Origin of the sequence: Micromonospora marina (assembly GCF_900091565.1) — a bacterium.
Lineage (GTDB): Bacteria > Actinomycetota > Actinomycetes > Mycobacteriales > Micromonosporaceae > Micromonospora > Micromonospora marina.
Genome location: NZ_FMCV01000006.1, coordinates 94,834 through 118,278, shown reverse-complemented (window position 1 = coordinate 118,278; position 23,445 = coordinate 94,834). Strand labels below are relative to the sequence as shown.

24 protein-coding genes are annotated in these 23,445 nt (G+C 73.2%); 7 read left to right on the top strand and 17 right to left on the bottom strand.

The window, feature by feature from the left end; all coding sequences use genetic code 11:
* Positions 1–177: 177 nt before the first annotated feature.
* Positions 178–315, bottom strand: a complete 138-nt coding sequence (locus tag GA0070215_RS28415; protein ID WP_167361505.1) for a hypothetical protein — start codon at positions 313–315, stop codon at positions 178–180.
* Between the two features lie 8 nt (positions 316–323).
* Positions 324–3,668: an RHS repeat-associated core domain-containing protein gene (locus GA0070215_RS10400; protein ID WP_091044558.1), complete on the bottom strand. Its 3,345-nt coding sequence runs from the start codon at positions 3,666–3,668 to the stop codon at positions 324–326.
* A gap of 542 nt (positions 3,669–4,210) precedes the next feature.
* Between GA0070215_RS10400 and GA0070215_RS10395 the strand changes: the two genes are divergently transcribed.
* Together GA0070215_RS10395 and GA0070215_RS10390 are read left to right on the top strand one after the other, a co-directional pair.
* Positions 4,211–4,969, top strand: a complete 759-nt coding sequence (locus GA0070215_RS10395; RefSeq protein ID WP_091044554.1) for a peptidylprolyl isomerase — start codon at positions 4,211–4,213, stop codon at positions 4,967–4,969.
* Positions 4,945–5,235, top strand: a complete 291-nt coding sequence (locus GA0070215_RS10390; RefSeq protein ID WP_341844975.1) for a DUF2804 family protein — start codon at positions 4,945–4,947, stop codon at positions 5,233–5,235. The genes GA0070215_RS10395 and GA0070215_RS10390 overlap by 25 nt, the downstream gene beginning before the upstream one ends.
* Here GA0070215_RS10390 and GA0070215_RS10385 read toward each other — a convergent pair.
* The 10 genes from GA0070215_RS10385 to GA0070215_RS10340 form a co-directional block, all read right to left on the bottom strand.
* A complete protein-coding gene (locus tag GA0070215_RS10385; protein WP_091044547.1) occupies positions 5,168–7,429 on the bottom strand; it encodes a catalase in 2,262 nt (753 codons plus the stop codon). The two genes, GA0070215_RS10390 and GA0070215_RS10385, sit on opposite strands and share 68 nt — an antisense overlap.
* A 92-nt stretch (positions 7,430–7,521) precedes the next feature.
* Positions 7,522–8,184, bottom strand: coding sequence for a 4'-phosphopantetheinyl transferase family protein (locus GA0070215_RS10380; RefSeq protein WP_018786489.1), 663 nt, complete (start codon positions 8,182–8,184; stop codon positions 7,522–7,524).
* Positions 8,181–9,005 carry a metallophosphoesterase family protein gene (locus tag GA0070215_RS10375; protein ID WP_091044544.1) on the bottom strand — a complete coding sequence of 275 codons (825 nt, stop codon included), beginning with the start codon at positions 9,003–9,005 and terminating at the stop codon, positions 8,181–8,183. Before GA0070215_RS10375 ends, GA0070215_RS10380 begins: the two co-directional genes overlap by 4 nt.
* Complete coding sequence (gene pip / locus GA0070215_RS10370; RefSeq protein ID WP_091044541.1) at positions 9,002–10,006, bottom strand: prolyl aminopeptidase; 1,005 nt, start codon at positions 10,004–10,006, stop codon at positions 9,002–9,004. The genes GA0070215_RS10375 and pip overlap by 4 nt, the downstream gene beginning before the upstream one ends.
* A 42-nt stretch (positions 10,007–10,048) precedes the next feature.
* The gene (locus GA0070215_RS10365; RefSeq protein ID WP_091044537.1) at positions 10,049–10,423 is read right to left on the bottom strand and encodes an SH3 domain-containing protein; all 375 of its coding nucleotides are present in this window, start codon (positions 10,421–10,423) and stop codon (positions 10,049–10,051) included.
* Positions 10,424–10,545: 122 nt separating this feature from the next.
* Positions 10,546–12,015, bottom strand: coding sequence for a hypothetical protein (locus tag GA0070215_RS10360; protein ID WP_018786493.1), 1,470 nt, complete (start codon positions 12,013–12,015; stop codon positions 10,546–10,548).
* A 136-nt stretch (positions 12,016–12,151) separates the two neighbouring features.
* Complete coding sequence (locus GA0070215_RS10355) at positions 12,152–13,114, bottom strand: anti-sigma factor RsbA family regulatory protein (RefSeq protein WP_091044534.1); 963 nt, start codon at positions 13,112–13,114, stop codon at positions 12,152–12,154.
* Positions 13,111–13,938 carry an MEDS domain-containing protein gene (locus GA0070215_RS10350; RefSeq protein ID WP_091044530.1) on the bottom strand — a complete coding sequence of 276 codons (828 nt, stop codon included), beginning with the start codon at positions 13,936–13,938 and terminating at the stop codon, positions 13,111–13,113. The genes GA0070215_RS10355 and GA0070215_RS10350 overlap by 4 nt, the downstream gene beginning before the upstream one ends.
* Positions 13,939–13,961: 23 nt before the next feature.
* Entirely contained in the window at positions 13,962–15,071 is a 1,110-nt protein-coding gene (locus tag GA0070215_RS10345; protein ID WP_026268149.1) for a hypothetical protein, read from the bottom strand.
* A gap of 257 nt (positions 15,072–15,328) precedes the next feature.
* Positions 15,329–15,844, bottom strand: a complete 516-nt coding sequence (locus GA0070215_RS10340) for a 2'-5' RNA ligase family protein (RefSeq protein WP_091044527.1) — start codon at positions 15,842–15,844, stop codon at positions 15,329–15,331.
* Positions 15,845–15,943: 99 nt separating this feature from the next.
* On the opposite strand from GA0070215_RS10340, the gene GA0070215_RS10335 reads away from it, so the two are divergent.
* Entirely contained in the window at positions 15,944–16,450 is a 507-nt protein-coding gene (locus GA0070215_RS10335) for a mycothiol transferase (RefSeq protein WP_018786498.1), read from the top strand.
* Here GA0070215_RS10335 and GA0070215_RS28970 read toward each other — a convergent pair.
* The gene (locus tag GA0070215_RS28970) at positions 16,437–16,772 is read right to left on the bottom strand and encodes a glycoside hydrolase family 88 protein (RefSeq protein WP_244166941.1); all 336 of its coding nucleotides are present in this window, start codon (positions 16,770–16,772) and stop codon (positions 16,437–16,439) included. The two genes, GA0070215_RS10335 and GA0070215_RS28970, sit on opposite strands and share 14 nt — an antisense overlap.
* A 327-nt stretch (positions 16,773–17,099) precedes the next feature.
* Here GA0070215_RS28970 and GA0070215_RS10325 point away from each other — a divergent pair, with 327 nt between their 5' ends.
* Together GA0070215_RS10325 and GA0070215_RS10320 are read left to right on the top strand one after the other, a co-directional pair.
* Positions 17,100–17,477 carry an SCP2 sterol-binding domain-containing protein gene (locus GA0070215_RS10325; RefSeq protein WP_091044522.1) on the top strand — a complete coding sequence of 126 codons (378 nt, stop codon included), beginning with the start codon at positions 17,100–17,102 and terminating at the stop codon, positions 17,475–17,477.
* Positions 17,474–19,552 (top strand): amylo-alpha-1,6-glucosidase, encoded by a 2,079-nt coding sequence (locus tag GA0070215_RS10320; RefSeq protein WP_091044518.1) that lies wholly within the window; start codon positions 17,474–17,476, stop codon positions 19,550–19,552. The genes GA0070215_RS10325 and GA0070215_RS10320 overlap by 4 nt, the downstream gene beginning before the upstream one ends.
* A 12-nt stretch (positions 19,553–19,564) precedes the next feature.
* On the opposite strand, the gene GA0070215_RS10315 is transcribed toward GA0070215_RS10320, so the two are convergent.
* Both GA0070215_RS10315 and GA0070215_RS10310 read right to left on the bottom strand, forming a co-directional pair.
* Positions 19,565–20,302: a Pr6Pr family membrane protein gene (locus tag GA0070215_RS10315; protein ID WP_091044515.1), complete on the bottom strand. Its 738-nt coding sequence runs from the start codon at positions 20,300–20,302 to the stop codon at positions 19,565–19,567.
* 23 nt (positions 20,303–20,325) lie between these two features.
* Positions 20,326–21,015 carry a hypothetical protein gene (locus GA0070215_RS10310; RefSeq protein WP_091044512.1) on the bottom strand — a complete coding sequence of 230 codons (690 nt, stop codon included), beginning with the start codon at positions 21,013–21,015 and terminating at the stop codon, positions 20,326–20,328.
* A 144-nt stretch (positions 21,016–21,159) separates the two neighbouring features.
* On the opposite strand from GA0070215_RS10310, the gene GA0070215_RS10305 reads away from it, so the two are divergent.
* Together GA0070215_RS10305 and GA0070215_RS10300 are read left to right on the top strand one after the other, a co-directional pair.
* A complete protein-coding gene (locus tag GA0070215_RS10305) occupies positions 21,160–22,050 on the top strand; it encodes a DUF72 domain-containing protein (protein ID WP_091044509.1) in 891 nt (296 codons plus the stop codon).
* Positions 22,051–22,112: 62 nt separating this feature from the next.
* Positions 22,113–22,298 (top strand): hypothetical protein, encoded by a 186-nt coding sequence (locus GA0070215_RS10300; protein ID WP_018786504.1) that lies wholly within the window; start codon positions 22,113–22,115, stop codon positions 22,296–22,298.
* Between the two features lie 4 nt (positions 22,299–22,302).
* On the opposite strand, the gene GA0070215_RS10295 is transcribed toward GA0070215_RS10300, so the two are convergent.
* Both GA0070215_RS10295 and GA0070215_RS10290 read right to left on the bottom strand, forming a co-directional pair.
* Complete coding sequence (locus GA0070215_RS10295) at positions 22,303–22,686, bottom strand: hypothetical protein (protein ID WP_091044822.1); 384 nt, start codon at positions 22,684–22,686, stop codon at positions 22,303–22,305.
* Positions 22,687–22,792: 106 nt separating this feature from the next.
* On the bottom strand, positions 22,793–23,422 hold the full coding sequence (locus tag GA0070215_RS10290) for a hypothetical protein (RefSeq protein WP_026268152.1): 630 nt from the start codon (positions 23,420–23,422) through the stop codon (positions 22,793–22,795).
* Positions 23,423–23,445 lie beyond the last annotated feature (23 nt).

Genomic DNA, 23,445 nt, shown 5'->3' with positions numbered 1-23,445 from the left:
GGAAGAGAGGCGGGAGACGGCAGGCGGCAAGGGGCCTGCGGGCGGGGATGCGATCCGTCAGAACGTCATGCCGGTCACCCTCTCCCACACCACCCGGCGCGGCAACCTACTTTCCCGGCCGGACCGCGCGAATGGCCGGCCGGTCGAAAGACCGGCCGGCCGTCCGGGCCGTGACGCCTACCGGCGGCGGCTCCGCAGGTAGACGACGAGAACGAGCAGCAGCGCCACCAGGACGAAGAATCCGGCGAGCACCGGCGCGGGCAGAGGTGAGCGGGCAGCGATCGTGGCGGCGAGCAGGTCCATGTCAGTCCTCACGTCGTGGGTCAGAAGGCGTAGGTTCCCTGGAAGCCCGTCGAGCAACCCGTTCCGCCGCTGCCGACGCCGCCGTTGTAGTCCGACTCGCCCTGCCAGTCGACCTCCGCTCCGGCGCTGAAACCGCCGAGGGAGCACTGGCCGTACACGCCGCCGCCGTCCTCCACCTGTCCACTGCCCTGCTGGTAGGAGGCCGAGGCGCCGGCGCCGGTGCCGATGGTTCCGGTGACGCCCTGGTTGCCCTCGTCGTCCCACTCGTAGGCCAGGCCGGCGCAGAGCACGTAGCAGATCTCGAAGCCGATGCTCTCGCTGTCCTGCCCGGTCGGGTCGATGTTGCCGATCGGGTTGTCGCCGGCGTATGCGTACCGGTTGCCGTTCGCCGGGTTGCCGATGAAGCTCAGGCTGTCCTGCTGGGTGAACCGGCCGTGGGCGGCGTTGTACCAGCGCTGGCCGAACTTCGTGTAGCGGGTGCTGGCGTCGTAGACGCCACCGGCGAAGCGCAGGATGTTCGTCTGCCCGAGGTAGTACTCGTCCGAGCCGGTGATAGCGCCGTAGGGGTCGTACCGGTACGTGGCGACAGTGGTGCCGTCCGACCCGATCACGGCGATCGGGGAGCCCTGTCCGTCGAGGACGTAGGCGTAGTCGCGGTTGTTGATGCGCAGCCCGAGCAGCGAACCGATCCCGTCGCGCTCGACGAAGACGGTTCCGGTGCCGTTGCGGTAGGACTGGAGCGCGGGCACGCCGTACTGATCCTCCTGGCCGTACACCATCGTGGTGCCGTTTCCGGTGGTCAGCTCGACCTGGTCGGCGCCGGCATAGGCGTAGCTGCCGGCTCCGGCGGTGGTCATCTGCTTCAGGCCGTTGTAACCCATCGTGGTGACGGCCGGAGCGCTGCTCTTGGTCTGGCTGCCCCGGCCGTCGTAGGTGTTGTTGGCCGAGGTGATCTGGTTCGCGGAGTTGAAGGTCAGCGACTGGGTGGTGCTGCCGTCGACCTTCACCGTGGTACGGCTGCCGTTCGTGTCGTAGGCGTACTCGTAGGTCTTGCCGCCGATGTTCGTGGCCTTGGTCAGCCGGTTGCCCTTGTCGTAGCTGAACTGGCTGACGGTGCCGGTCGCCTCGTCCTTCTGCCATTGGCGCAGGCCGGTGTCGTCGGTCTTGGCGGTCGAGCATCCCTGGCCGGAGACGTACCGGGCGTAGCAGTAGGTGATGTCCGAGACGGTGGCCGGACTGCTGGAGAAGCGTTTCGTGGTGATCCGCAGCGGACGGTCCGACTTGTCGTAGGTGGTGGTCGTCTTCATCGCCCAGGCGCTGTTCGTCTCGTCCGTGGCGAAGTAGGTGGTCGTCCGGTTGCCGTTCTTGTCGTACAGGAAGTTGTAGCGGGTGCCCCCGGCGGTGTCCATGCGCACGAGCAGGTTGCGCGCGTTGTAGTAGTACTGCGTGGTGCCCCGGCCGTCGGTGAGCTTGACCAGGTTGCCGACGGCGTCGGGCACGTAGGACAGCGTCTCGGTCGGTGTGGTCCGCTGCCGCAGCCGGTTGAGGGTGTCGTACAGGAAGGTGGTGACGCCGGTGGCATCGATGCGCTTGATCAGGTTGCCCGAGCCCCCGTGCTCGAACGACACCTCGCCCGCGGTGCCGCAACCGGAGTGCGACACCTTGGTGATCCGGTCGTCGAGGCTGTACTCGTACGTGGTGACGCACCCGTCGTTCACCGTCTTCAGCCGGCCGAAGTTGTCGTAGGTGAACGTCTTCGCGACGAGCCCATTGCCGGTGGGCGGGGTGAGCTTGGTGACCTGCTTGTGCGTGTCGTAGGTGTAGGTGGTGGCGTTGGTGCCGTTACCGGGGTCGGTCGACGACTTGACGGTGCCGTCCGAGTTGTAGTCCACCTTCGCCTCGGCGGCCAGAGCGTCCTTGGCCGACGTACGGTTCCCGGCGCCGTTGTAGGTGTACGTGGAGCCGTTGTTCTGGGTGTCGATCGACGAGCTGGGCTGAAAGTTCGCGGTGGGGTTCGTCGAGGAGGCCACCCCGGCGTACGCGGCGGACGCGCTCGCCCCGGTGGGCGAGACCGACTTGGTCAGCGACTCCCCGCTGTTGGCGCCGTACGTGTTGGCGACGGTGCCGCCCTCCGGCGAGACGGTGCCGGCCACGTCCCCGAAGGGGGTGTAGGAGGTCTCCCGTTCGTTGTTGGCGGTGTCGGTGACCTTCGTGACCTTCTTGTCGCTGTTGAGGTCATAGGTGAGGTGCGGCACCGACGCCACTGACTGGCCGAGATCCTGGCGCGCGTCCGCGACGAGCGTCTGGGAGGACGTCGGGTACGCGAACCGGGTGGTGGAACCGCTCATGGTCGGGACGTTCGTGACCTGGGTGACCGAGGTGACGCGGTGCTGGCCGTCGTAGGTGAAGGTGGTGAACGAGTTGTCCATCGCGGTGATCTTCACCAGGTCGCCGGCGCTGTTGTAGTCGAACAGCACCTTGCGCCAGGTGGCCGACTGGATGGTGGTGAGCCGGCTCGCCGAGTCGTACTGGTAGGACACTTCACGCCAGGCGCCGTCGTCGCCGGTCTGCCGATACTTGGTGATCTGGTTTCCGGTGTAGGTCGGCACCGCCGAACGGACCGTGCCGTTGCCCCGGTCCGAGGTGACCTTGCTCAGCTTGCCGCTGGCATAGGTGTAGGTGGTGGCGTTGTCGTTGCGGTCGAGCGTCTTGGTCAGCAGGCCGGCCGAGTCGAAGTAGAGCCGCTTCCCGCCGTGCTCGGTGAGCTTCCAGCCGGTGCCGTCCTTGGCGAGGACCCCCTTGAACTCCACCGGCGTCTTGTAGCCCGACCCGAGCACCGTGAACTTGCCGACCACGCCGTCGGCGGCGGCGTACGTGACCGAACCGTCGTCGGCCTTGACCAGCCGGACGTCCACTCCGGCGCGCGTACGCCAGCCGGGGCCGTGGGCGCCCTGGGGGAGGTCCGTGCCGACCAGGAGGCTGTTGAATGCCGCGCCGATGGTCACGTTGCCCGCGACGCCCGGCAGGGTCAGCTCGGTGCTGGTGAGGAGCAGGTTCCCCGAACCGACGTTGACCTTCGCTTGGAGCCGGTCGCTAATCGAGAACGGAACCTGGGTGGCGTTGCGGACCGGCCCGGTGCCCTTGGGCACTGTCGGTGCCGCTCCCTGGGCGAGGAACGTCCGGTTCGCCCGGCGTGGCGTGTCGAACAGCTGCACCGTGTCGCCGGAGCGTGGTGACACCACCGGGGTGAGGCTCGTGGTGCCGTCCGGCGCGGCGGCCTGTGCGGGGGCGGCGGGCGGTGCCAGCCAGGCCGACGCGACGGTGGCGAGAACAGCCGCCACCGTTATGGAACGACGTTTCTGCATCTAATCTCCTCGGCGTTCCCGGCTATTTCCGGGCAGGGTGAACTACCGTTGGCGCACGGCTGCGAAAACGGCATGGGTAGGCGACCGAAATTGCGCACGACCAAACGGGGCGTGCATTTTCGGCAATGCGGTGAGGGTGGCGTCGGACTGCGCTAGGGCAGTGATGACGGCCTCCTCGCCAGGTACTTCTACGTGGCGGGGGAGGGCGTGACGCGGTCGAGGCGGCCACGGTGCCGCGCGGCGGCGCGGACGGCTGTGGTCGCCGAAGCCAATGCCTTCGTCCGGCTGGCGATTATCCCCGTTCTTTTCGCGCCGGCGCTTGTTGGATGGCAATTAACCTATCGACGCATTCGCAGAGATGTCAACGACGATCACGAATGGTTGTCATCTAAGCGGCCTAACGGGCGCATCGGACGGCATTCTCACTGAGCGTGATGATGTCGTGCCGGGAATCGCTCTCGCGGTGTGGGCGGCGTCGACATCAGGTGACCCGATACATAGACTCCGGTCGTTCTGATGCCACGAGTCCCGGGAGGACCACCGTGTCGAGCGAAACCCGAACGCACGCCGCATTACCCCTGCTGGCCCGCCTCGCCGGGGTGAGCGTGGCCGCCGCGACGATCGTCGCCGCCGCAGGTGTCGCCGCGACCGCGGCGCCCGCCGCCGACCCCGCGCCGACCAAGGGGCCCTGCGCGTACACGCCCACGCCGGACGAGCCGGCCGCCCGTCCGGTGCCGCTGCCGCCGGACCCGCAGCGGACGCCGGACCGGGGCACGGTGCGGGTCACGCTGCGCACCAACCAGGGGCCGATCGGGCTGACGCTGGACCGCGAGCAGGCGCCCTGCACGGTGCAGAGCTTCCTGCACCTGGTCCGCGAGCGCTTCTACGACCGGACGCCCTGCCACCGGCTCACCGCGTACCCGACGCTCACGGTCCTCCAGTGCGGCGACCCGTCCGGCACCGGCTCGGGCGGTCCGGGCTACCGGTACCGCGACGAGCTGCCCACCGACCTGCCGCCCGCGCCGACCGACCCGACCGGCGTGCGCCGCCTGTACGCGCGTGGCACACTCGCCATGGCCAACGCCGGTCCGGACACCAACGGCAGCCAGTTCTTCCTGGTGCAGGCCGACTCGGCGCTGCGCCCCAACTACACAGTGTTCGGTCAGGTCGACGCGGCCGGGCTGGCCACGCTGGACCGGATCTCGGCGGCCGGCATCGCGCCCACCGCTGAGGACCCGGCTCCGGTCGACGGCGCCCCGGCGGTGCCGGTGGAGATCTGCCGCGCCAAGCGGGGCCGCTGACGCGACGGTCGATCCAGCTCGGCGGCACGTGGACCGACGGCACCGGCGCGACCGAGAACGCGGTGTTCGTCGACGGACGGCTGCACCAGGTCGGCGCTGACCTGACCTGGGAGTACGACCGCACCGACTGGCTGCGGCCGGGCGTACGCACAGCGTGGGGCGGCCCCGTCCGGGACCGCCCCACGTACGACTCGCAGATCAGGCGACCGAGGCCGGGAACCTCTCCCAGACCCGGTGCGCCGCCATCAGCCGCTGCACCTCGGTGAGCACCTCGGCCCCGGCGGCACCGGTCACCACGCCCGGCGTGCCCGTCACACCGGCCTGGTGCAGCACCTCGGCGCCCGCGCCCCAGGCGCCGATCACCTTGGCGTGCCGCCACGCCTCCTCGACCAGCAGCAGCACCCGCGGGTCGACGGTGGCCGAGCCCGGCGCGCCCGCCTTGGCGTCGCGGGCCGGCACCGCGTCCGGTGCCGGGGCCGGCGCGCCGGCCAGCAGCACCGCGTCGAACTCGACCGAGCGGCCGGTGGCGAACGTGCGCTGCACCGGCAGCCCGTCGACGGTGCCGCCGTGCGCGGCGATCAGCAGCGGCACCATGCCGGCGTCGAACACCGCCCGGCGCACCTCGTGCACGTCGCCCAGGTCGCCCTGGGCGTCGACCACGATGCCGACCATCCGGCCGTCGGCCGGCCACTCCCGGCCGACCTGGGACAGCGCCGGGCTGGGCTGCACCTCCGCGAGCGGCACGGTGGGCTGCGGCACGGGCAGGCCCAGGCCGGTCGCGACCTGCTCGCACAGCACCGGGTCGACGTTGGCCAGGCACTGGAGCTGCCGCTCCTTGATCACCTGGTGGTAGCACTTGCCCAGCTCGAACGTGTACGCCCGGATGATGTGCTCCTTCTCCACCGGCGACATGCTCTGCCAGAACAGGCGTACCTGGCTGTAGTGGTCGTCGAAGGAGGCCGGTGAGGCCCGGACCTTCGGCGCCTCGGCCACCGTCACCGGCGTGTCCACGAACGCGTGCTCCCGGTCACCGGCCGGGAACGGGTTGCCGCCGTCGAGCGAGTTCGGCCGGTACGGCGCCACGCCCGCGTGCACCGCGTGCTGGTGGAAGCCGTCACGCAGCATGTCGTTGACGTCGGCGTGCGGCCGGTTGATCGGGATCTGGGTGAAGTTCGGTCCGCCCAGACGGGTGAGCTGCGTGTCCACGTACGAGAACAGCCGGCCCTGCATCAGCGGGTCGTTCGTGACGTCGATGCCCGGCGGCAGGTGCCCGACGTGGAACGCCACCTGCTCGACCTCGGCGAAGTAGTTGGTCGGCGTCTTGTTCAGGGTGAGCTTGCCGATCGGCTGCACCGGCGCCAGCTCCTCCGGCACGATCTTCGTCGGGTCGAGCAGGTCGATCCCGGCGAACGTCTCCTCCGGAGTGTCCGGGAAGACCTGGATGCCCAGCTCCCACTCCGGGTACGCGCCGGCCTCGATCGCGTCGTACAGGTCGCGGCGGTGGTAGTCCGGGTCCATGCCGCCGATCATCTGGGCCTCTTCCCAGGTCAGGGAGTGCACGCCCAGCTTCGGCTTCCAGTGGAACTTGACCAGTACCGTCGCACCGGCCTCGTCGACCAGGCGGAACGTGTGCACGCCGAAGCCCTCCATGGTCCGGTAGGACCGCGGGATGCCCCGGTCGGACATGTTCCAGATGGTGTGGTGCTGCGCCTCGGTGTGCAGCGAGACGAAGTCCCAGAACGTGTCGTGCGCGCTCTGCGCCTGCGGGATCTCCCGGTCCGGGTGCGGCTTGCCGGCGTGGATGACGTCCGGGAACTTGATCGCGTCCTGGATGAAGAACACCGGGATGTTGTTGGCGACCAGGTCGAACGTGCCCTCGTCGGTGTAGAACTTGGTGGCGAAGCCGCGGGTGTCGCGGACCGTGTCGGCCGACCCGCGCGAGCCCAGCACGGTGGAGAAGCGGACGAAGACCGGCGTCTCGCGGCCCTTCTTCAGGAACCCGGCCCGGGTCACCTCCTCGGCGGTGCCGTACGCGACGAACGTGCCGTGCGCGCCCGCGCCCCGGGCGTGCACCACCCGCTCCGGGATCCGCTCGTGGTCGAAGTGGGTGATCTTCTCGCGCAGGTGGTGGTCCTGGAGCAGGACCGGGCCGCGCGGACCGGCCTTCAGCGAGTGGTCGGTGTCCCGCAGCCGCGCCCCGTTGGCGGTGGTGAGGTAGGCGCCCTGCTGCCCCTTGGCGATCTTGGGTACGCCGGTTTCGGCGCCGGTCGGGGTCCGGGTGTCCGGCGCGCCCTGCTCGTCCTTGGGCGGCAGCGGCCCGTGCGGCGTGGTCGGCTCCTCCAGCGACGGCGGTGCGCTGCCGGGAGCGCCCGGCACGTCCGGAGTCAGCGCGTCGCCGACCTTCTCGACGGCGGCTTCGACGACACCCTTGACGATCTGGCTGGGCTTGCTGGATTCCATCAGGACCTGTCCTCCTACAGCGAAAATGTCCAGGCACACCCGCCCTACCCTGGCTCGGGGCGGGCAAACCGGAACAATCGCGGTATCGCCGGTCACTGCCGGTGCGGCACGACCACGGCGGTGAGCAGCAGCCCGCGGGCGACCAGCCAGCGGCCGTCCAGAGAGCCCAGCGCCGGGCCGCCGTCGGTGCGGGTGCCGTCGACCAGGATCCGGGCGGTGAACCGGCCGGCCCGGTCGAACGTCAGCTCCGCCTCCTCGAACCCGAGCCAGCGCCCGGTCAGCGGATACCACGCCTTGTAGACCGACTCCTTGGCGCTGAACAGCAGCCGGTCCCAGCAAGTCGCCGGGTCGGCGGCCCGCAGCGCGGCCAGCCGGTCCGGCTCGCCCGCGGTGAGGACCACGCCCGCCACCCCGTCGGGAAGCGGCTCGTGCGGCTCCGCGTCGATGCCCAGCCCGGCCAGTGCCCCGGCCGGTGCCACCGCCGCGGCCCGGTAGCCGGTGCAGTGCGTGATGCTGCCCACCACGCCGTCCGGCCAGACCGGCTCCCGCCGGGGGCCGGGCCGGATCGGCGCCGGGGCGTACCCGAGGCGGGCCACTGCCTCCCGCGCGCAGCGGCGGGCCGTGACGAACTCCTGGCGGCGGGCGGGCACCGCGCGCGCCACCAGGTCCTCCTCGCCCGGGAACGGCGCCTCGTCCGGCACGTCGGTGAACGCCTCGACGGCCGCCGCCCCGGCCGGCAGCAGCGCCTCGATCATCCGAGGATCCGCTTCATCGGCGCCGGTAAGCCGCCACGGCGCCGCCACTCGCGCGGGTAACCCAGCGACACCTCCTCGAACCGCACCCCGTCGTAGTGCGTGGTGCGCGGGATGTGCAGGTGGCCGTAGACCGCGACGGCGGCGCGGTGACGCACGTGCCAGTCGGCGGTGCGGTCGGTGCCGCACCACTGCGCGAACTCCGGGAACCAGAGCACGTCGGTGGGCTGCCGCACCAGCGGCCAGTGGGTGACCAGCACCGTCGGCAGCGCCGGATCGGTGGCCTCCAGCCGCCGCCCGGTCACCGCCAGCCTCGCCGCGCACCACGACTCCCGGTCCGGGTACGGGTCGGGGTGCAGCAGCATCTCGTCGGTGCACACCACACCCGCGTCGTACGCCGCGCGCAGCGACTCCTCCTTGGTCGTGGTGCCGGGGGCACGGAACGAGTAGTCGTAGAGCAGGAACAGCGGCGCCACGGTGACCGGCCCGCCCGCGCCCCGCCACACCTGGTAGTCGTCCTCCGGGGTCAGCACGCCCAGCTCACGGCACATCGCCACCAGCGCGTCGTAGCGGGCCACCCCGCGCAGCGTCACCGGGTCGTTGGGGTGGGTCCACAGTTCGTGGTTGCCCGGCGCCCACACGACCCGCGCGAACCGGTCGCGCAGCAGCCGCAGCGTCCGCTCGACGTCGGCGAAGACCTCGCCGACGTCGCCGGCCACGATCAGCCAGTCGTCCGCCGTCTGCGGCCGCAGGCCGTCGACCACCGCGCGGTTCTCCGCGTACGACACGTGGAGATCACTCACCGCGTACAGCGCACCCGTCACCCGGCCGATCCTGCCAGCGGCGGTCGCCGATGACCAGGCTCGCCGGCCGGACTCTCGACCCTCGCGGTCACCTCGTCGAGCGCGCGCAGCACCTCCCGGGTCACCCCCGGCTCGGCGGCGGAGTGCCCGGCGTCCGGCACGATCCGCAGCGTCGCCTCCGGCCACCGGCGGGCCAGGTCGTACGCGGACACCGGCGGGCAGCACAGGTCGTAGCGGCCGTTGACGATCACGGCGGGCAGGTGCCGGATCCGGTCCACCCCGTCGAGCAACTGTCCATCGGTGAGGAAGCCGCCGTGCACCGCGTAGTGCGACAGGATCCGGGCCACCGGCAGCGCGTGGTCGTCGGCGGTGAAGTGGGCGAGCAGCTCCGGGTCGGGCCGCAGCGACGAGTTGACCGCCTCCCACCGCCCCCACGCCTGCGCGTACTCGCGGGCCCGCTCCTCGTCCGGGTCGTGCAGCCGCCTGTGGTACGCGCCCAGCACGTCGTCGCGCTCGTCCGGCGGGATCGGCGCCACGAACCGCGCCCACTCCTCGGGCTGGAGGTGGCGCAGCCCGCCCTGGTAGAACCAGTCCCGCTCGCTGCGCCGCAGCAGCAGCACGCCGCGCAGGACCAGGCCGGTCACCCGGTCCGGATGCGCCTGCGCGTACGCCAGCCCGAGCGTCGTGCCCCACGAGCCGCCGAACACCAGCCAGGAGCCGATGCCCAGCCGCCGCCGGATCGTCTCCAGGTCGGCCACCAGATGCCAGGTGGTGTTGGCGCGCACCTCGCCGTGCGGGGTGCTGCGGCCGGCGCCGCGCTGGTCGAACAGCACGGCCCGGTGGCGGGCGGGGTCGAAGAACCGGCGGGCCACCGGCACCAGGCCGCCGCCGGGACCGCCGTGCAGGAACACCACGGGTACGCCGTCCGGCCGGCCGACCTCCTCCACGTACAGGACGTGGCCGTGACCGACCGGAACGCGGTGGGTGGCGTACGGCTCGGCGGGCGGGTGCAGGCCGGTCATGCCCGGTCATTATGCCCGCCGCGGCGCCGTCCGGCCGACCGGTCAGCAGGCGACGTTGCCGCCGAGGTTGTCCAGCAGCGCGTCGGCGACCCAGCCGGACCTGCCGGTGGTGACGTCCCGCAGGTAGGTCCACGTGTAGGTGGTGTGGCCGTTCGCGGTCACCCGGTCGCCGCTGGCGAAGCAGTGGAAGTCGACTGTGTGGCTGAGCTGCCCGTAGCCGACCGAACCGCAGGTGGTGTGCGGACCGGTGCGGATGTTGACGTTCGTGGCGTTGAAGAGCTGGCCGAACTTGCTGTCCACGTTGGAGTGCGAGTGGCTGCACCCGGCGCTGGCCGGTCCGGCCGTACCGGCAACCACGGCGCCCGCCGAGGCGACGGTCAGGACCAGGGTGGCGCCGATCGAGGAAATCTTCCGCATACCCGTCAACCCCCGAATAAGGATCGCGATGCACCAGCAGATCAACCCAGATAATTGCATAGAAAAAGGTCGATGGGCAAGGTGCGCCGCCGGCCCCGGCCCGGACCGGCGGCGCCGACCGCCTATGCGGTGGCGGGTACGCCGTTGTCGGTACCCGTGGTCTCATCCTCGGGCACACCGCGCGGGGCCGGCGTGCGGACCGCGAACGCGTCGAAGCTCGGCCCGTCCAGGCGCTCGACGATCGGCTCCACGGCGGGCGGCTCCGACCGGTCCGGCTCGATCGCGTCCGGCGCGGTCCGCCCGTCGACGGCCCGGGGCGTCACCTCGGCCGGAACGGTGATCGGCGGGCGCGCCGCCACCTGCGGGTACTCGGCGGTCTCCCCGCCGCCCGCGGCGGCCGCCATGACCGCCGCCGCCGCGAGGTCGGCGACCCGCTTGGCCTCCCGCTGCACCCGGGCCCGGGTCTCCTTGGCGTGCTGCTCGGCCAGGTCCGCCGCGCGCCGTGCCTCGTCGAGCCGCTTGGTCTCCGCGCTCAACTCCCGGCGTACGCCGACCAGCCGCTCCTCCACCTCCGCGCCGGTCCGCTCGATGGTGGCGATCTCCCGGCGGGTGTCCTCCAACTGCCGGGACACCGACTCCAGCTCCGTCTTGAGCTGGGTCAGCGTCTCCTGCCGCTGCTGGATCTCCCGCTGCACACCGGCGAGCTGCTCCTGGTGCGCCGCCGTCTCCTCGTCGGCCCGCTCCCGGACCTCGGTCGCGTACTGCTGCGCCTCGGCCACCAGCGCGGCGATGTCCTTCTCCGCGGCGGCCGCCCGGTCGGCCAACTCCTGCTCGGCGGCGGCCCGCCGCTCGTCCAGCTCCTTGGCCATCGTGGCCTGCCACTGGGCCAGCTCCTGCTGGGCCTTGCTGCGGTTGGCCTGGACCTCCTGCTGGATCTGCGTCCGCGCCGCCTTCACCAGCGCCTCGGACGCCGAACGCGCCTGCTCGACCTGCTGGGCGCTCTGCTCGGTGACCCGCTTCGCCTCCTGCTGGGCCCGGTCGTGCACGGCCTGACCTTCGAGGCGCAGCTTCTCCGCCAGCTCCCGCACGGCGGCAAGCTCCGCCTGCGCGGCGGCCCGCCGCTCCTCGTCCACCCGCTCCTGCTCGGCCCGGCGGGCGGACAGCTCCTCGTCCAGCTCCCGCCGCTCCCGCGCGGCCTGCTCGTGCGCGGCGGCGAGCAGCTTCTCCGCCTGCCCCTGGACCTCCTCCGCGCGCCGGGAGGCCACGTCGGTGATCTGGCCGGCCTGCTTCTCGGCCAGGTCCAGGATCTGGTCGACCATCGGGCCGAGGTCGCGGAAGGACGCCCGGTCCACCGACGACGGACGGTCCCGCAGCTCCACCGCCTCGGCCTGCGCCCGTTGCACCTGCGCGTTCAGGTCGCGCACCTGCGCGTACGCCCGGTCCCGGGCGGCGGTCAGCGCGCTCACCTCGGCGTCGATCTGCTCGACGTACCGGTCCACCTGACGTTTGTCGTAGCCGCGCAACGCGGGATCGAACCGCGGTCGCGCGGACAGGTCGTCGTGGGGTGCGAACGGCTCGGCACCGTTTGACATGCGCCATCCTCCGTCGGTTCGCCAGCGCCAGGCCGGCGGATGACCGCCCCGCAGGGCACGATGAGGCGCTACGGTACCGCGTCCGCGAGCGGGGCTCGCTCCGCCCCGCCCCGCTGCCCGCCGACCGGCGGCGCGGTCAGACCGGGAAGTGCGGGTTCCCCGCCGTCAGGCGGATGGTGAAGCCGCCCGCGTCCCGGTGGTGCGTCACATGGTCGCAACTCTGGTGGCTGATCCACAGGCCCAGCCCGCCGTCGGAACCGTCGCCCGCCGGCAGCAGCCCGGCGTACGGATCCTTGGGTCCGGTGCCCCGATCGTGGACGGTCACCACGATCCGGTCCGGCGCGCGCCACAACCGCAGGCACACCGGCGGCTCACCGTGGCGCAGCGCGTTGCTCACCACCTCGCTGACGGCGATGACCAGCCCGTCGAGGCCGTCGGGTGGAAGCAGGCCACGGTCGGCGGCGTGTACCGCGGCGCGGGCGCTGGCCGGCGTCGGATCGACCAGCTCGACCAGGGGCGTGGTCCGCTGCACCGGGTCCGCGGGCGCCGGCCGGAACTCGGTCAGGTAGCTCGTCGGCTCGGTGTAGAGACCGGCCGCCTCGTGCCCGCCGTCCGGCCGTGCCACCAGCGGATGGGTACGCGCCACGTCGGCGAGCACGTGCGCGGGCGTGCCCCGGCGGTCGTAGGCGCAGATGCCCCAGAGCGGGAAGTCGTCGTAGGCGTGGTTGATCGCCGACTCGTAGCGCGCCCACCAGTCCCAGGTCGCGCCGAGCAGCACCGGAGGCAGCTCGCCGACCATCCGGATCTGCGCCGCCCCCGCCGCCACGTACGAGGCGAGCAACTCCCGGTAGGAGCGCAGCGCGACGCTGGGCCGGGTGTAGACGTCGGAGACCGGCAGGAACGTGACCTCGGCGCCGGTGGGCAGCGCCCGGCGTACCAGTTCGGCGTTGCGCTCGTCCAGGTTCACCGCCGTCGGCTCGCCGGCCGCGATCCCGTCCAGCAGGAACGGCAGCGTCACCGCCAGCAACTCCTCGTCGGAGCCGTAGACGAACGCCTCGTGGAAGTAGCCCACGTGGCCGGAGGCCGCGCCGCTCCTCATCGGACGACCTCCACCCGCACCTCGGCCAGACCGAGCAGGTCGACCAGCCGGGCCGGGGCGCGGCTCGGCGTGCGCAGCACCGCGACGGCGCCGTGCCGGCGGGCGTGGTCGCGCAGGTGCAGCAGGCTGCGGTGGTCGACGAACCGCAGCTCGGCGGCGTCGAACACGAGCCGGCCCGCCACCGGCCGCGGGTCGGCCCGCTCCAGCGCGGCGGCGAAGCCCCGGTGGTTGGACGGGTCCAGCTCCCCGGCCAGCGCCACCACCGCGTCACCGTCGCCGGCGTGCAGGCGGAACAGCACCTCGGCGTTGGTCTGCGGGTGCATGCAGGCCAGCTCGGCGATCGCCGCGTCGCCCAGTCGGCTGCGGTCGTAGGCGCAGACCGCCGACATCGGCCGGTGCCGCATCCAGTGGTCGATCCGGTGCTCGTAGCGGGCGAACGCGTCCCGCTGGGCGGTGGTCCGGACCAGATCGGTCGCCTCGGCCACCACCCGCAGGCCGGTGTGCCCGGCGGTCAGCGCCTCGGTGGTGGCCCGCACGTACGCCCGGACCTGCCGCTCCGGGTCGACGACCTCGTCGTGCCGGTACGCCTCGCCGACGGGAAGCAGCCGTAGCGCGTCCCGCCGGCGCGCGGCGTCGACCCCGGGGACGGAGGCCAGCCAGCCGGTGACGGTCCCGCGATCCTGCGGACAGATTACCCAGACCTGCTCACCGGCGGCCAGACCGGCGCTGACCTGCTCGACCGCCAGCGAGCGCAGCGCGGCCGGATCGTCGTAGGCGAGGCAGCCGTGGGTGTATCCCAGGTGCGACACGCTCCCGCTGGTCACCGGCTCCGCCTCATCGGCCCAGTCTATGCCGGGCCCACCTGGAGATCGCGCCAGGCCGTGGCCTCGAGCGGCGGGTCGCCCAGCTCGAACTCGGCCCAGTTGTTCCAGTACGCGATCGCGTCCACGTCGTTCTGCTGGCGCAGCCAGGTGACGTGCTCCCGGAGCGTCCGCGCCCGGCCCGCGCCGGTGGTGTCCGCGGCGATGCGGCTCAGCCCGTACTCGGGCACCAGGAGCCGGATGCCCGGGTACGCGGCGCGCACCTTGTCGAAGGCCACGCCGAACATCCGGGAGGCGGGCCAGTACGCGGCGGTGTCCCGGGAGTAGCAGTCCACGCCGTAGTGGGTCATGCCCGGGTATCCCCAGTCGGTCGGGTTGCCGCGCCCCTCGTCGAGCCAGTAGCGGGTCACGATCGGCCCGTGCCCGAGCACCCACCGCCGGTTGCGGTGCGCGGCCAGGATCTGCGTCACGCGGCTCGCCGTCGCCCGGTACGTGGCCGGGGTTACGTCGCCCATCGGCTCGTGGTACCAGGTCAGGTAGATCGGGCGGTTCACGCCGTCGAGCCAGCCGGCCAACTGTTCGACGTCGTCCTTCCAGCTGACGTGCATGACGGCCGAGGGCGCGTCGGCGAACTTGCCGGCGTTCAGCGCGGGCAGCTCCGGCAGCGCGTCCGCGTCCGGGCCGTCCGTGCCGAAGTCGCGCATGTAGCGGATGCCCGGATAGTCGGCCACCGCCCGCTGGGTCCGGGCACCCTTGTAGGCGCTCATCCCGACCAGCAGCGGCACGGTCAGCGTGGTGGTGCCCGTGCCGGTGCGGCCGGCGCCGTCACGCGCCGTCGCGGTCAGCGTCACCGTGCCCCGGCCGGCCAGCACGGTGACTGTGAAGCGGCCCGGATCGGTGCCGCTCGGTGTGACCGTCACGCCCGGCGAGGCGCCGGCGAGCTGGATCGTCAGGGGGACGCTCAGGTCCACCCGGACCGGGCTGTCCCAGGTGACGCCGGTGGGGTCGCTGACCCGGCCGGTGAGCGTCAGCAGCCGAGAGTCGGGGTGGAAGGCGTCGACCCGTACGGTGGTCGACTGCCCGGGCAGCAGGACGGTCTGGTCGGCGGTGACGGAACGGACGACGGGTGCGGCCATGAGGCTCTCCTTCGACATGCTTCGCTGCCGCTCCAGCCGCACGTCTTCGGGTGGCCAGATTGGCTCTGACCTGCGCTTTTACCAGCTTGCTTCGGTTCGGCCCCGATCGTCAGGGCAGCCGCAGATGGCGCGAAACCCGGTCGCCTGCCCGCTGTCGTGCCCGCATCGCGGTCCGCCACTGGGCCGGCGGGCGGGCCCGGCACCTGGAGTGGCAGGCCCACCTCCCCGAGGTGGCGTGGATCTTGGCGGGGAGGCGGTCAGGGCAGGGGGTGGGAGATGTCGCGGGCGTGGTCGGCCACCGCCGCGCCGACCACCGTCGCGGTCAGCGGCAGCACCTCCAGGCACCGGCGTACCGCCGCGCCCATCAGCGGGTTCGGCACCCGCATGGACAGTGTGCAGTGCGGCACCCACCGGCCCGGCCGGTAGTGCTCCACCACCTCGACACCGGCCCGCGCCAGCCGCTCGTGCACCGCGCCGTGGTGCGCCAGCAGCTCGGGCGTCGGCGCCGGCCCGAGCCAGAGCACCCGCCCGAGGAACTGACCGGCGTGCTGGAACTCCAGCCGCAGCGGCGCGGCCACCACGGTTCCGGCGAGCGCCTCGGCGACGCGGTGCGGGTCGAGGCGGGGCGCGACCGCCAGCGAGACGTGCGGGCGGTGCCGCTGCGCCAGCAGGGACCGCATGCTCGGCACCCCGTCGGACTCCAGCAGGTCCCACAGCACCCGGATCCGCCGGGTGGCGTCGGTGTCCAGATACAGCTCCAGCGCCGCGACCACAGCGATCACCCTAGAGCCGGTGCCCGCGCCGAGGTTTGCCGGGCACGCTGGGCGGTACTGCCCGAGGGACGGCAGGAACCGCGGGGGAGTGGGGGACGCGTGGACGCGACGGACGTGCTGACCGAGGCGTACGGGCGGTTGCCCGATCTGGTCGCCGGGGCGCTCGACGGGCTCGACGCGGCCCAGCTGCGGCGGGCGCCGGCCGACGGGGCGAACCCGGTGGGCTGGCAAATCTGGCACCTGACCCGGATCCAGGACGACCACGTCGCCGACATGATGGGGGAGCCGCAGCTCTGGACCACCGGCGACTGGGCGGCGCGGTGCGGCCTGCGGCCCGACCCCGCCGACACCGGCTTCGGGCACGGCCCGGAGCAGATCGCGGCGGTACGCCCGGAGGACGGCGGCGTGCTGCTCGACTACCACCGGGCGGTGGTGGACCGGAGCCTGGGATACCTGCGCGGGCTGAGCCCGGCCGACCTGGACCGGGTGGTCGACGAGAACTGGGATCCGCCGGTGACGCTCGGGGTGCGGCTGGTGAGCGTCCTCGACGACGACTTCCAGCACGTCGGTCAGGCCGCGTACGTGCGCGGGCTCATCCTGCGCTGAGCGCCGCGCCCGCCCGGCGCAGCGCGGCGTGCCCGAGCAGGTGACACGCCTGCGCCTCGGGCGAGGTGCCCGGGCGCTCGAAGTCCGGTGCCCCGCTGACGCCGGTCACCCGGCCGTAGGCGTCGACGCGCCGGGCGGCGGCTGCCAGCAGGTCCGCTCCCACCTCGAACCAGGACCGGGACAGCCATCCGTCGGCCACCCCGGTGAGGGCCGCGTACCCGAGCAGCTGGGCGGTGTTGGCCTCGCGGAACGCGTCCGGCTCGTCCAGCACGTCGGGAAAGAGCCCGTCCGCACCCCGGTACGCGAGGCAGGCGGTCAGCACCTCCTCGGCGTGCCCGGCCAGCTCGGCGCGGACGTCGCCCGGCCACTGCGGCGTCGGCGGCCAGCACGGCGGTCTCGTCCAGGCCCAGGTCGAGCAGCGCCTGGCCGAGGATCCCCTGCTCCCAGGACTCGCGCTGCATGGTCAGCAGCGCGAGCAGCACCCGGTCGGCGGTGGCGTCCCCGGTCGTCGGCATGCCCGCAGGGATACCCGCCGCGCCGCCGCGTCTCACCCGGACCGGGTGAGTTCGCCTCACCCGCCCGGCGGGGACGCTGCGGGACGGGCGGCGCCGGCAGGCGGGCGGCCGCGACCACCGACGAGGAGGGCCCGATGAGCGTCTCGGCCATGGAACACCTGACCCGGGGGACGGCCGGCCGGCACCCGGAGCTGCCCGAGACCACCTCCGGCACCATCCGCCTGGACCTGCGTGACGGCGGCAGCACCGAGCACTGGTACCTGACCGTCGACCGGCAGGACGTCCGGGTGGACCGCCTGACCGAGGAGGCGGACCTGGTGGTGGGCGCGGACCGGGAGGTGTTCGACCGGATCGCGGCGGGGCGGCTGCACCCGGCCGCCGCGCTGCTGCGCAACGACCTCACCGCGCGGGGCGAGCTGAAGCTGCTGATGACGCTGCGCCGGCTCTTCCCCGGCCCGCCGGATGCCCGGGATCCCCGCGCCGTGACCGGCGAGCGGGTGGCGGCCCGATGAAGCAGGAACTGGTCCATGTCCTAGCCGGCAACGCGTTCGCGGTGAGCGACGCGCAGGGCGACATGGAACACGACCCGTGCGCGCCGATCGGCCTGTTCTCCTTCGACACCCGGTTCCTGTCCCACTGGGTGCTCACGGTCGACGGCGAGCGGCTGCACGCGTTGTCCCGCGACGACCTGACCTACTTCGAGACCCGCTTCGTGCTGGTGCCGGGCGCGGCCAGCCACTACGTGGACGCCGACGTCTCGGTGATCCGGCACCGGTCGATCGACGAGGCGTACCACGAGAGCGTCACGGTGCTCAACCACTCGGCCGAACCCGCCGAGTACACGGTGCGGATGGAGATGGCGGCCGACTTCGCCGACACCTCGGAGATCCTGCGGCCCGGCCCGCGCCGCCCGACGGTGGTCCCCGACCCGCAGGAGCGGCGGTTGCGGATCCGGTACGAGCGCGGGCGGTTCGCCCGGGAGACATGCGTCTCCAGCACCGCTCCGGCCGAGGTGGACGCGCGCGGGATGACCTTCCGGATCCGCGTGGAGCCGCAGGGCGAGTGGCACGCCGACCTGCACGTCGCGATGATCATCCAGGGTGCGGGCGGGCGGGACCTGCGGGCCGACATCGAGTCCCACCGGCAGCACGTCAGCCAGGACATGCGGGACGGCCTCGACCGGTGGCTCGACCGGGCGCCGCACCTGATCGCCGAGCGGCCCGGGCTCAACGCCGTGTACCGGCAGGCCCTGACCGACCTGGCCGCCCTGCGCTACATGCCGCTGGCCTACACCGATCCGGTGCCGGTCGGCGGGATGCCCTGGGCGATGACGCTGTACGGGCGGGACGCGCTGATCACCTGTTTCCAGACGTTGCCCTTCACGCCCGAGTTGACCCCGGCCACGCTGCACATGCTGGCGATGTTGCAGGGCGGCCGGCTCGACGACCGGCACGAGGAGGAACCGGGCAAGATCGTCGCCGAGCTGCGGTACGGCGAGGCGGCCGCGTTCGACGAGCAGCCCACCGCGCTCTACTACGGCGCCGCCGACACCACGCCGCTGTTCGTGATCCTGCTCGACGAGTACGAGCGCTGGACCGGTGACACCGACCTGGTCCACGAGTTGCGGCACCCGGCCCGGATGGCGCTGGACTGGCTGACCCGCTACGGCGACCAGTGCGGCGACGGCTACCTGCGCTACCTGCCGCGCAACACCGGCAGCGGGGTCGCCAACCAGACCTGGCGCAACTCCCCGGAAGCGATCGTCGACCGGTACGGCGCGGAGCCGCCGTACCCGCGCGCCACGTGCGAGCTTCAGGGCTACGCGTACGACGCGCGGCTCCGCGGCGCCCGGCTGGCCCGGGAGTTCTGGGGCGACCGGGGCTACGCCGAGCGCCTGGAGGCCGACGCGGCGCGGCTGCGGGAGCGGTTCAACAGCGACTTCTGGCTGCCGCAGCAGGGCTACTACGCGCTGGCGCTCACCCCGGACGGCGAGCCGGTCGACGCGCTCACCTCACACCTCGGGCACCTGCTGTGGAGCGGCATCGTGGAGCCGGACCGGGCCGACGCGCTGGCCGGGCACCTGCGCGGGCCGGACCTGTTCTCCGGCTGGGGCGTGCGCACCTACGCGCAGGGACAGCGGCCGTACAACCCGGTCGGCGCGCACCTCGGCGCGGTCTGGCCGTCGGACAACGCGATCGTCGCGGCGGGCCTGCGGCGGTACGGCTTCGACGAGGAGGCGGCCGACATCGCCGCGAGCATGTTCGCGATGGCGGAGACGCTCGGCGGCTCGGTCCCGGAGGTGATCGCCGGCTACCCCCGCGCGGTGACCACGTACCCGGTCCAGTTGCCGGCGGCCGGACGACCGCAGTCGTGGGCCTCCGGTGGGCTGCTGATGCTGCTGTCGACCATGCTGGGGTTGCGCCCGTGCGGGGAGAACCTGCTGGTGAACCCGGCGATCCCGGCGGGTTTCGGGCGCATCGAGCTGCTCGACGTGCCGGGGCGGTGGGGGCGGGCCGACGCGTACGGCCGGGAACGCGGCGCGGGCCGGCGGACGCGCGCCGGCCAGCCGGCCCACCGGGCCGCCTGACCGGCCCGCCGCTCAGGCCGAGCCGCTGGTCTCCCGCTGTGCTGCCGTCGCGGCGCCCGGCCCGGCCGCCGTCGTCGGCCCCGCCGGCCCGGCCGCGGGTGGCGCCTGCTCCGCATCGACCCGCCCGGCCCGGGCGAGCAGCCGGTCCACGCCCACGAACAGCAGGCCCAGCAGCCAGAACACCGCGGCGAACCCGGCCGCGCTGACCGCCACCCCGTCGTAGCCCAGCTCGCCCGCGTCGATGAACGGGTACGGGTAGCTGTCCACGATCAGGCCACGCACCAGCGCGAACCCGAGGTATCCGACCGGGAACACCAGCCACCAGGCGGCGAACCGGGGGCGCAGCCGGCCGCGCCTGTCGAACAGCGCCCAGTCGGCGACCGCCAGCAGCGGCACCACCGTGTGCAGGAACTGGTTGCCCCACCACTCACCCGGTTGCCGGTCCGGCTGGGTCATCGCGAACGGGCTGGCCGGGTTGGCCAGGACCAGGTGGTAGACCGTGCCGGTGATGGTGATGTAGAGGGTCACCGCGCCCTTGAGGACGCTCGGCGGCTCCGGCCGGTCGCGCAGCGCGCACCAGGCGGCGTACCCGGCGAGGACACCGACCGCCACGTTGCTCTGGATGGTGAAGTACGGCAGCAGGCCGGTCACCGTGGCCGGGCCGAGCGCGGTGAGCACGATGCCGGCCAGCACGGCGAGCACCACTGCGAGGCGGAGGAGGATCGCCGGTAGGCGACGCCGGGGGGTCACGGGGGCAAGTTACCAGCCGGTCCTCAGGCGGCACCCCGCCCGGGCGGGGTGCCGGACTGCGGCTCGACGGGCCCGGGCGGGGTGCCGTCCCCGCCCGGCGGCCCGCCGTCCGGGTGAACCGGGCGCTCGATCCGGCCGCCGCGCCGCGTGCCGTCGGATCTCCCCGGCGGGTCGTCGTCGCCCAGCAGCCCGGCGCAGTAGTCCGGCACGCGGTCGTGACCCCCGGCCGCGGCGACGAGGTCACTGAAGGCGGGTGTGGAGAGGACGCGTCCCCGTTGCGGCTCGGCGACGGCCCGGTACGCGACGCACAGGCCGGGCGGTGAGGACGGGTGCGGCGTCCGGGGTGCGGGCGAGCCGGCCGGGCTCGGCCGGGCCGACGGCGCAGGGGACGCGGTGACGACCGGCGGCGCAGCGGGGTGCGGGGCGTGCGGAAGGTTGCCGGTCGCGGCGAGCGCGACGCCGCCGGTGAGGGAGGCGGCCAGTGCTGCCACGGCCACCCGGACGCCGAAGCGGACGCGGCGGCGACGGCGTGCCCGCTGTGCCTCCCGGAACGCCGCGACCGCTGCCGCCTCGCCGTCGAGTTCGCCCGTGCCGGCCACGGCCCGGACCGCTGCGAGTACGGCCACCAGCCCTCGGGGAGCGGACGACGTGTCGCCGGAGCGGCCGGCGAGCAGCCGTTCGACGGTTTCCTGGTCCAGACCGGGTGCGTCCATCTCGTCACCCTCAGCGCCGCCAACCGGCCGGGCGTCACACCCCGGCGCGCCGCCCTGCCGGTGACGCCGGTCACCCGGCGCCGGTCACGGCCCGGACGGCATCTCCGGTTGCCGATGTCCGGCGGTCGCGGTGAACTGAATTACATGTGTGTCATCAAGGTGGGCACGTCCTCCTGGGCCGACCAGATGCTGGTCCGCTCCGGCTGGTATCCGCGCGGGGTCAACACCCCCGCCGGGCGGCTCGGCTGGTACTCCGAGCGGTTCGGACTGGTGGAGGTGGACACGTCGTACTACGCCGTGCCGGCACCGGAGACCACGGCGGGCTGGGCGGCCGCCACCCCGGACGGCTTCACCTTCGACGTCAAGGCGTTCCGGCTGTTCACCGGCCACCACACGCCGGTCGACGCGCTGCCCCGCGACCTGCGCCCGGCCGGCGGCCCGAACCGGATCCGCTGGCGCGACCTGCCCGCCGGGGCGTACGACGAGTTGTGGGACCGGTTCCACGCGGCGCTGGCGCCGCTCGCGGCGGCCGACCGGCTCGGCGCCGTGCTGTTGCAGTTCCCGCCGTGGCTGGCCCGCGGCGAGGCGGCCCGGCGGCGGATCCTGGACGCCGCGCGGCGCTGCCGCCCCTGGCCGGTTACCGTCGAGCTGCGGCACTCGTCCTGGTTCGACGGGGACGCGATGGCGGACACCGTCACGTTCCTGCGTGAGCACGACCTCGGGTACGCCTGCGTGGACATACCGCAGGGGCACGTCTCCTCGGTGCCGCCGGTCCTGGTCGCCACCACCGGACTGGCCGTGATCCGGTTCCACGGGCACAGCACCGCCTGGGAGAGCGGCGACAAGCAGGAGCGGTTCCGGTACGCCTACGGCGAGCGGGAGTTGCGGCACTGGTCGGTGCTGCTGCGTGAGCTGGCCGACCAGTGCGCCGAGCTGCACGTGCTGATGAACAACTGCTGCGGCGACCAGGCCCAGCGCGACGCCGCCCGGCTGGCCGACCTGCTCGGCGTCGCGTCCGCCGCCGCGCGCGCCTGACGTTTCCCCAGCCGCCGGCCGGGTACCGCCGGGGTGCAGGGACGACTGCCGAGGGGGGATCTGTGGAGAAGCGGCGCGACGAGGACGAGCGGGATCCGCGAGCGACCCGGGAGGCCGAGGAGGCGCACGGCGGCAGCATGGCGCCGGGCCTGGTCGACGACACCGGGCACCCGGTGGCCGAGTCACCGGTGCCGGACAACGAGCCGTCGGCGCCGGGCCGGCCGGGCGAGGACGGCACCGGCTCCTGACCGCTCAGGGGCGCGTCTCCGGATGCATGCCCGTGGCCTCCTCCAGCGCGTTGTCGCCGAGGTCGCCGTCCGCGCTGTCGTCCGGGAACGTCCGTCCCGACGGGGCCGGGTCCGGCGGCGCGCCCGGTCCGGCCTCGGGTGTCCGGGTCGGTTCCACGGACCCGAACCCGTGCCGGCCCGCCTTCGGTCCGCCCGGCCGGGCGCCGGCCGCCCGGCGTTCGCCGAGCCGGCCCTCGGGTACGGCGGTCTCCTCGCTGCCCTCGCCCATCGGGTCGCTGTCACCGGCGCCCCACGGCGGGTCGGCGTCGAAGCCGTCGGTGGTGCCCCACGGCGCGGCCGACTCCGGCCCGCGTCCGTCGTCCGTACCCGGCCGGTCCCTGCTGGTCATGGTCACCTCGCCTGGTTGCTGATGTCCGCCCGCGGACGGACGGTCTGGTCCGGGGCACCGCGCGGCCGGTGACCCACCCCGATGTGGGTCGCCGGCCGCGCGGTGGTCAACGGGCCGCCCCGACCAGATGACGTCCGGCCGCCCCCACGGCGGCCACCTTGCCGATGTTCTTCGGCGCGGACATCAGCCCGCCCGCGCGGCCCAGCATGCCCCGGAACACCTGTCCCGGCTTCTGCTGTTCGCCCATGTACGCCGACACCACCACGAGCGCGCCGGTCAGCGCCGGGATCGCCCACTGGAGCATCTTCATCTGCCGCTGGCTGGCGGCGACGTTCGCCGGCGTCTGGTGGTTGGGCTCGGTGGTTCCCTCGACCGGCGGGCCGCCGGCCTTCTCCAGCCGCATGCCGACCAGCCGGCTGTAGCCGGTCACCGCCAGGGCACCGACCGTCAGCGCGGTCTTCACCGCGCTCACCTTCCCCACGCCCGCCTGGCGGGCCATTCGCGGGCTCTCGGTTACCAGTTCGCCGACCGCGCCGGCCAGGTGTGCGCCGATCGCGGCCGCGTTGACGGGCGTCCACCGCGCCCACCCGGCCGAGGCCACCGGCAGCCGCTCGGTCGTGTCGTTGATCCGCGCCGCCGCGCCGTTGACGCCGAGCGCCCCCATCAGGGAACCGCCGAACCAGGCCGCCAGGCCCAGGTCGTGCATCGAGCGCAGCGTGGTGTGCCGTTCTGACATCAGATCCCCCTCCGCCGTGTTCG

What these genes read in the sequence shown, in the direction of transcription:
- GA0070215_RS10290 (WP_026268152.1), bottom strand. Translation starts at nt 23,422, where the DNA reads ATGTCAGAACGGCACACCACGCTGCGCTCGATGCACGACCTGGGCCTG.
- GA0070215_RS10385 (WP_091044547.1), bottom strand. Translation starts at nt 7,429, where the DNA reads ATGGAATCCAGCAAGCCCAGCCAGATCGTCAAGGGTGTCGTCGAAGCC.
- GA0070215_RS10310 (WP_091044512.1), bottom strand. Translation starts at nt 21,015, where the DNA reads ATGGACGCACCCGGTCTGGACCAGGAAACCGTCGAACGGCTGCTCGCC.
- pip (WP_091044541.1), bottom strand. Translation starts at nt 10,006, where the DNA reads ATGACCGGCCTGCACCCGCCCGCCGAGCCGTACGCCACCCACCGCGTT.
- GA0070215_RS10380 (WP_018786489.1), bottom strand. Translation starts at nt 8,184, where the DNA reads ATGATCGAGGCGCTGCTGCCGGCCGGGGCGGCGGCCGTCGAGGCGTTC.
- GA0070215_RS10305 (WP_091044509.1), top strand. Translation starts at nt 21,160, where the DNA reads ATGTGTGTCATCAAGGTGGGCACGTCCTCCTGGGCCGACCAGATGCTG.
- GA0070215_RS10325 (WP_091044522.1), top strand. Translation starts at nt 17,100, where the DNA reads ATGAGCGTCTCGGCCATGGAACACCTGACCCGGGGGACGGCCGGCCGG.
- GA0070215_RS10365 (WP_091044537.1), bottom strand. Translation starts at nt 10,423, where the DNA reads ATGCGGAAGATTTCCTCGATCGGCGCCACCCTGGTCCTGACCGTCGCC.
- GA0070215_RS10355 (WP_091044534.1), bottom strand. Translation starts at nt 13,114, where the DNA reads ATGAGGAGCGGCGCGGCCTCCGGCCACGTGGGCTACTTCCACGAGGCG.
- GA0070215_RS10320 (WP_091044518.1), top strand. Translation starts at nt 17,474, where the DNA reads ATGAAGCAGGAACTGGTCCATGTCCTAGCCGGCAACGCGTTCGCGGTG.
- GA0070215_RS10400 (WP_091044558.1), bottom strand. Translation starts at nt 3,668, where the DNA reads ATGCAGAAACGTCGTTCCATAACGGTGGCGGCTGTTCTCGCCACCGTC.
- GA0070215_RS10360 (WP_018786493.1), bottom strand. Translation starts at nt 12,015, where the DNA reads ATGTCAAACGGTGCCGAGCCGTTCGCACCCCACGACGACCTGTCCGCG.
- GA0070215_RS10345 (WP_026268149.1), bottom strand. Translation starts at nt 15,071, where the DNA reads ATGGCCGCACCCGTCGTCCGTTCCGTCACCGCCGACCAGACCGTCCTG.
- GA0070215_RS10295 (WP_091044822.1), bottom strand. Translation starts at nt 22,686, where the DNA reads ATGACCAGCAGGGACCGGCCGGGTACGGACGACGGACGCGGGCCGGAG.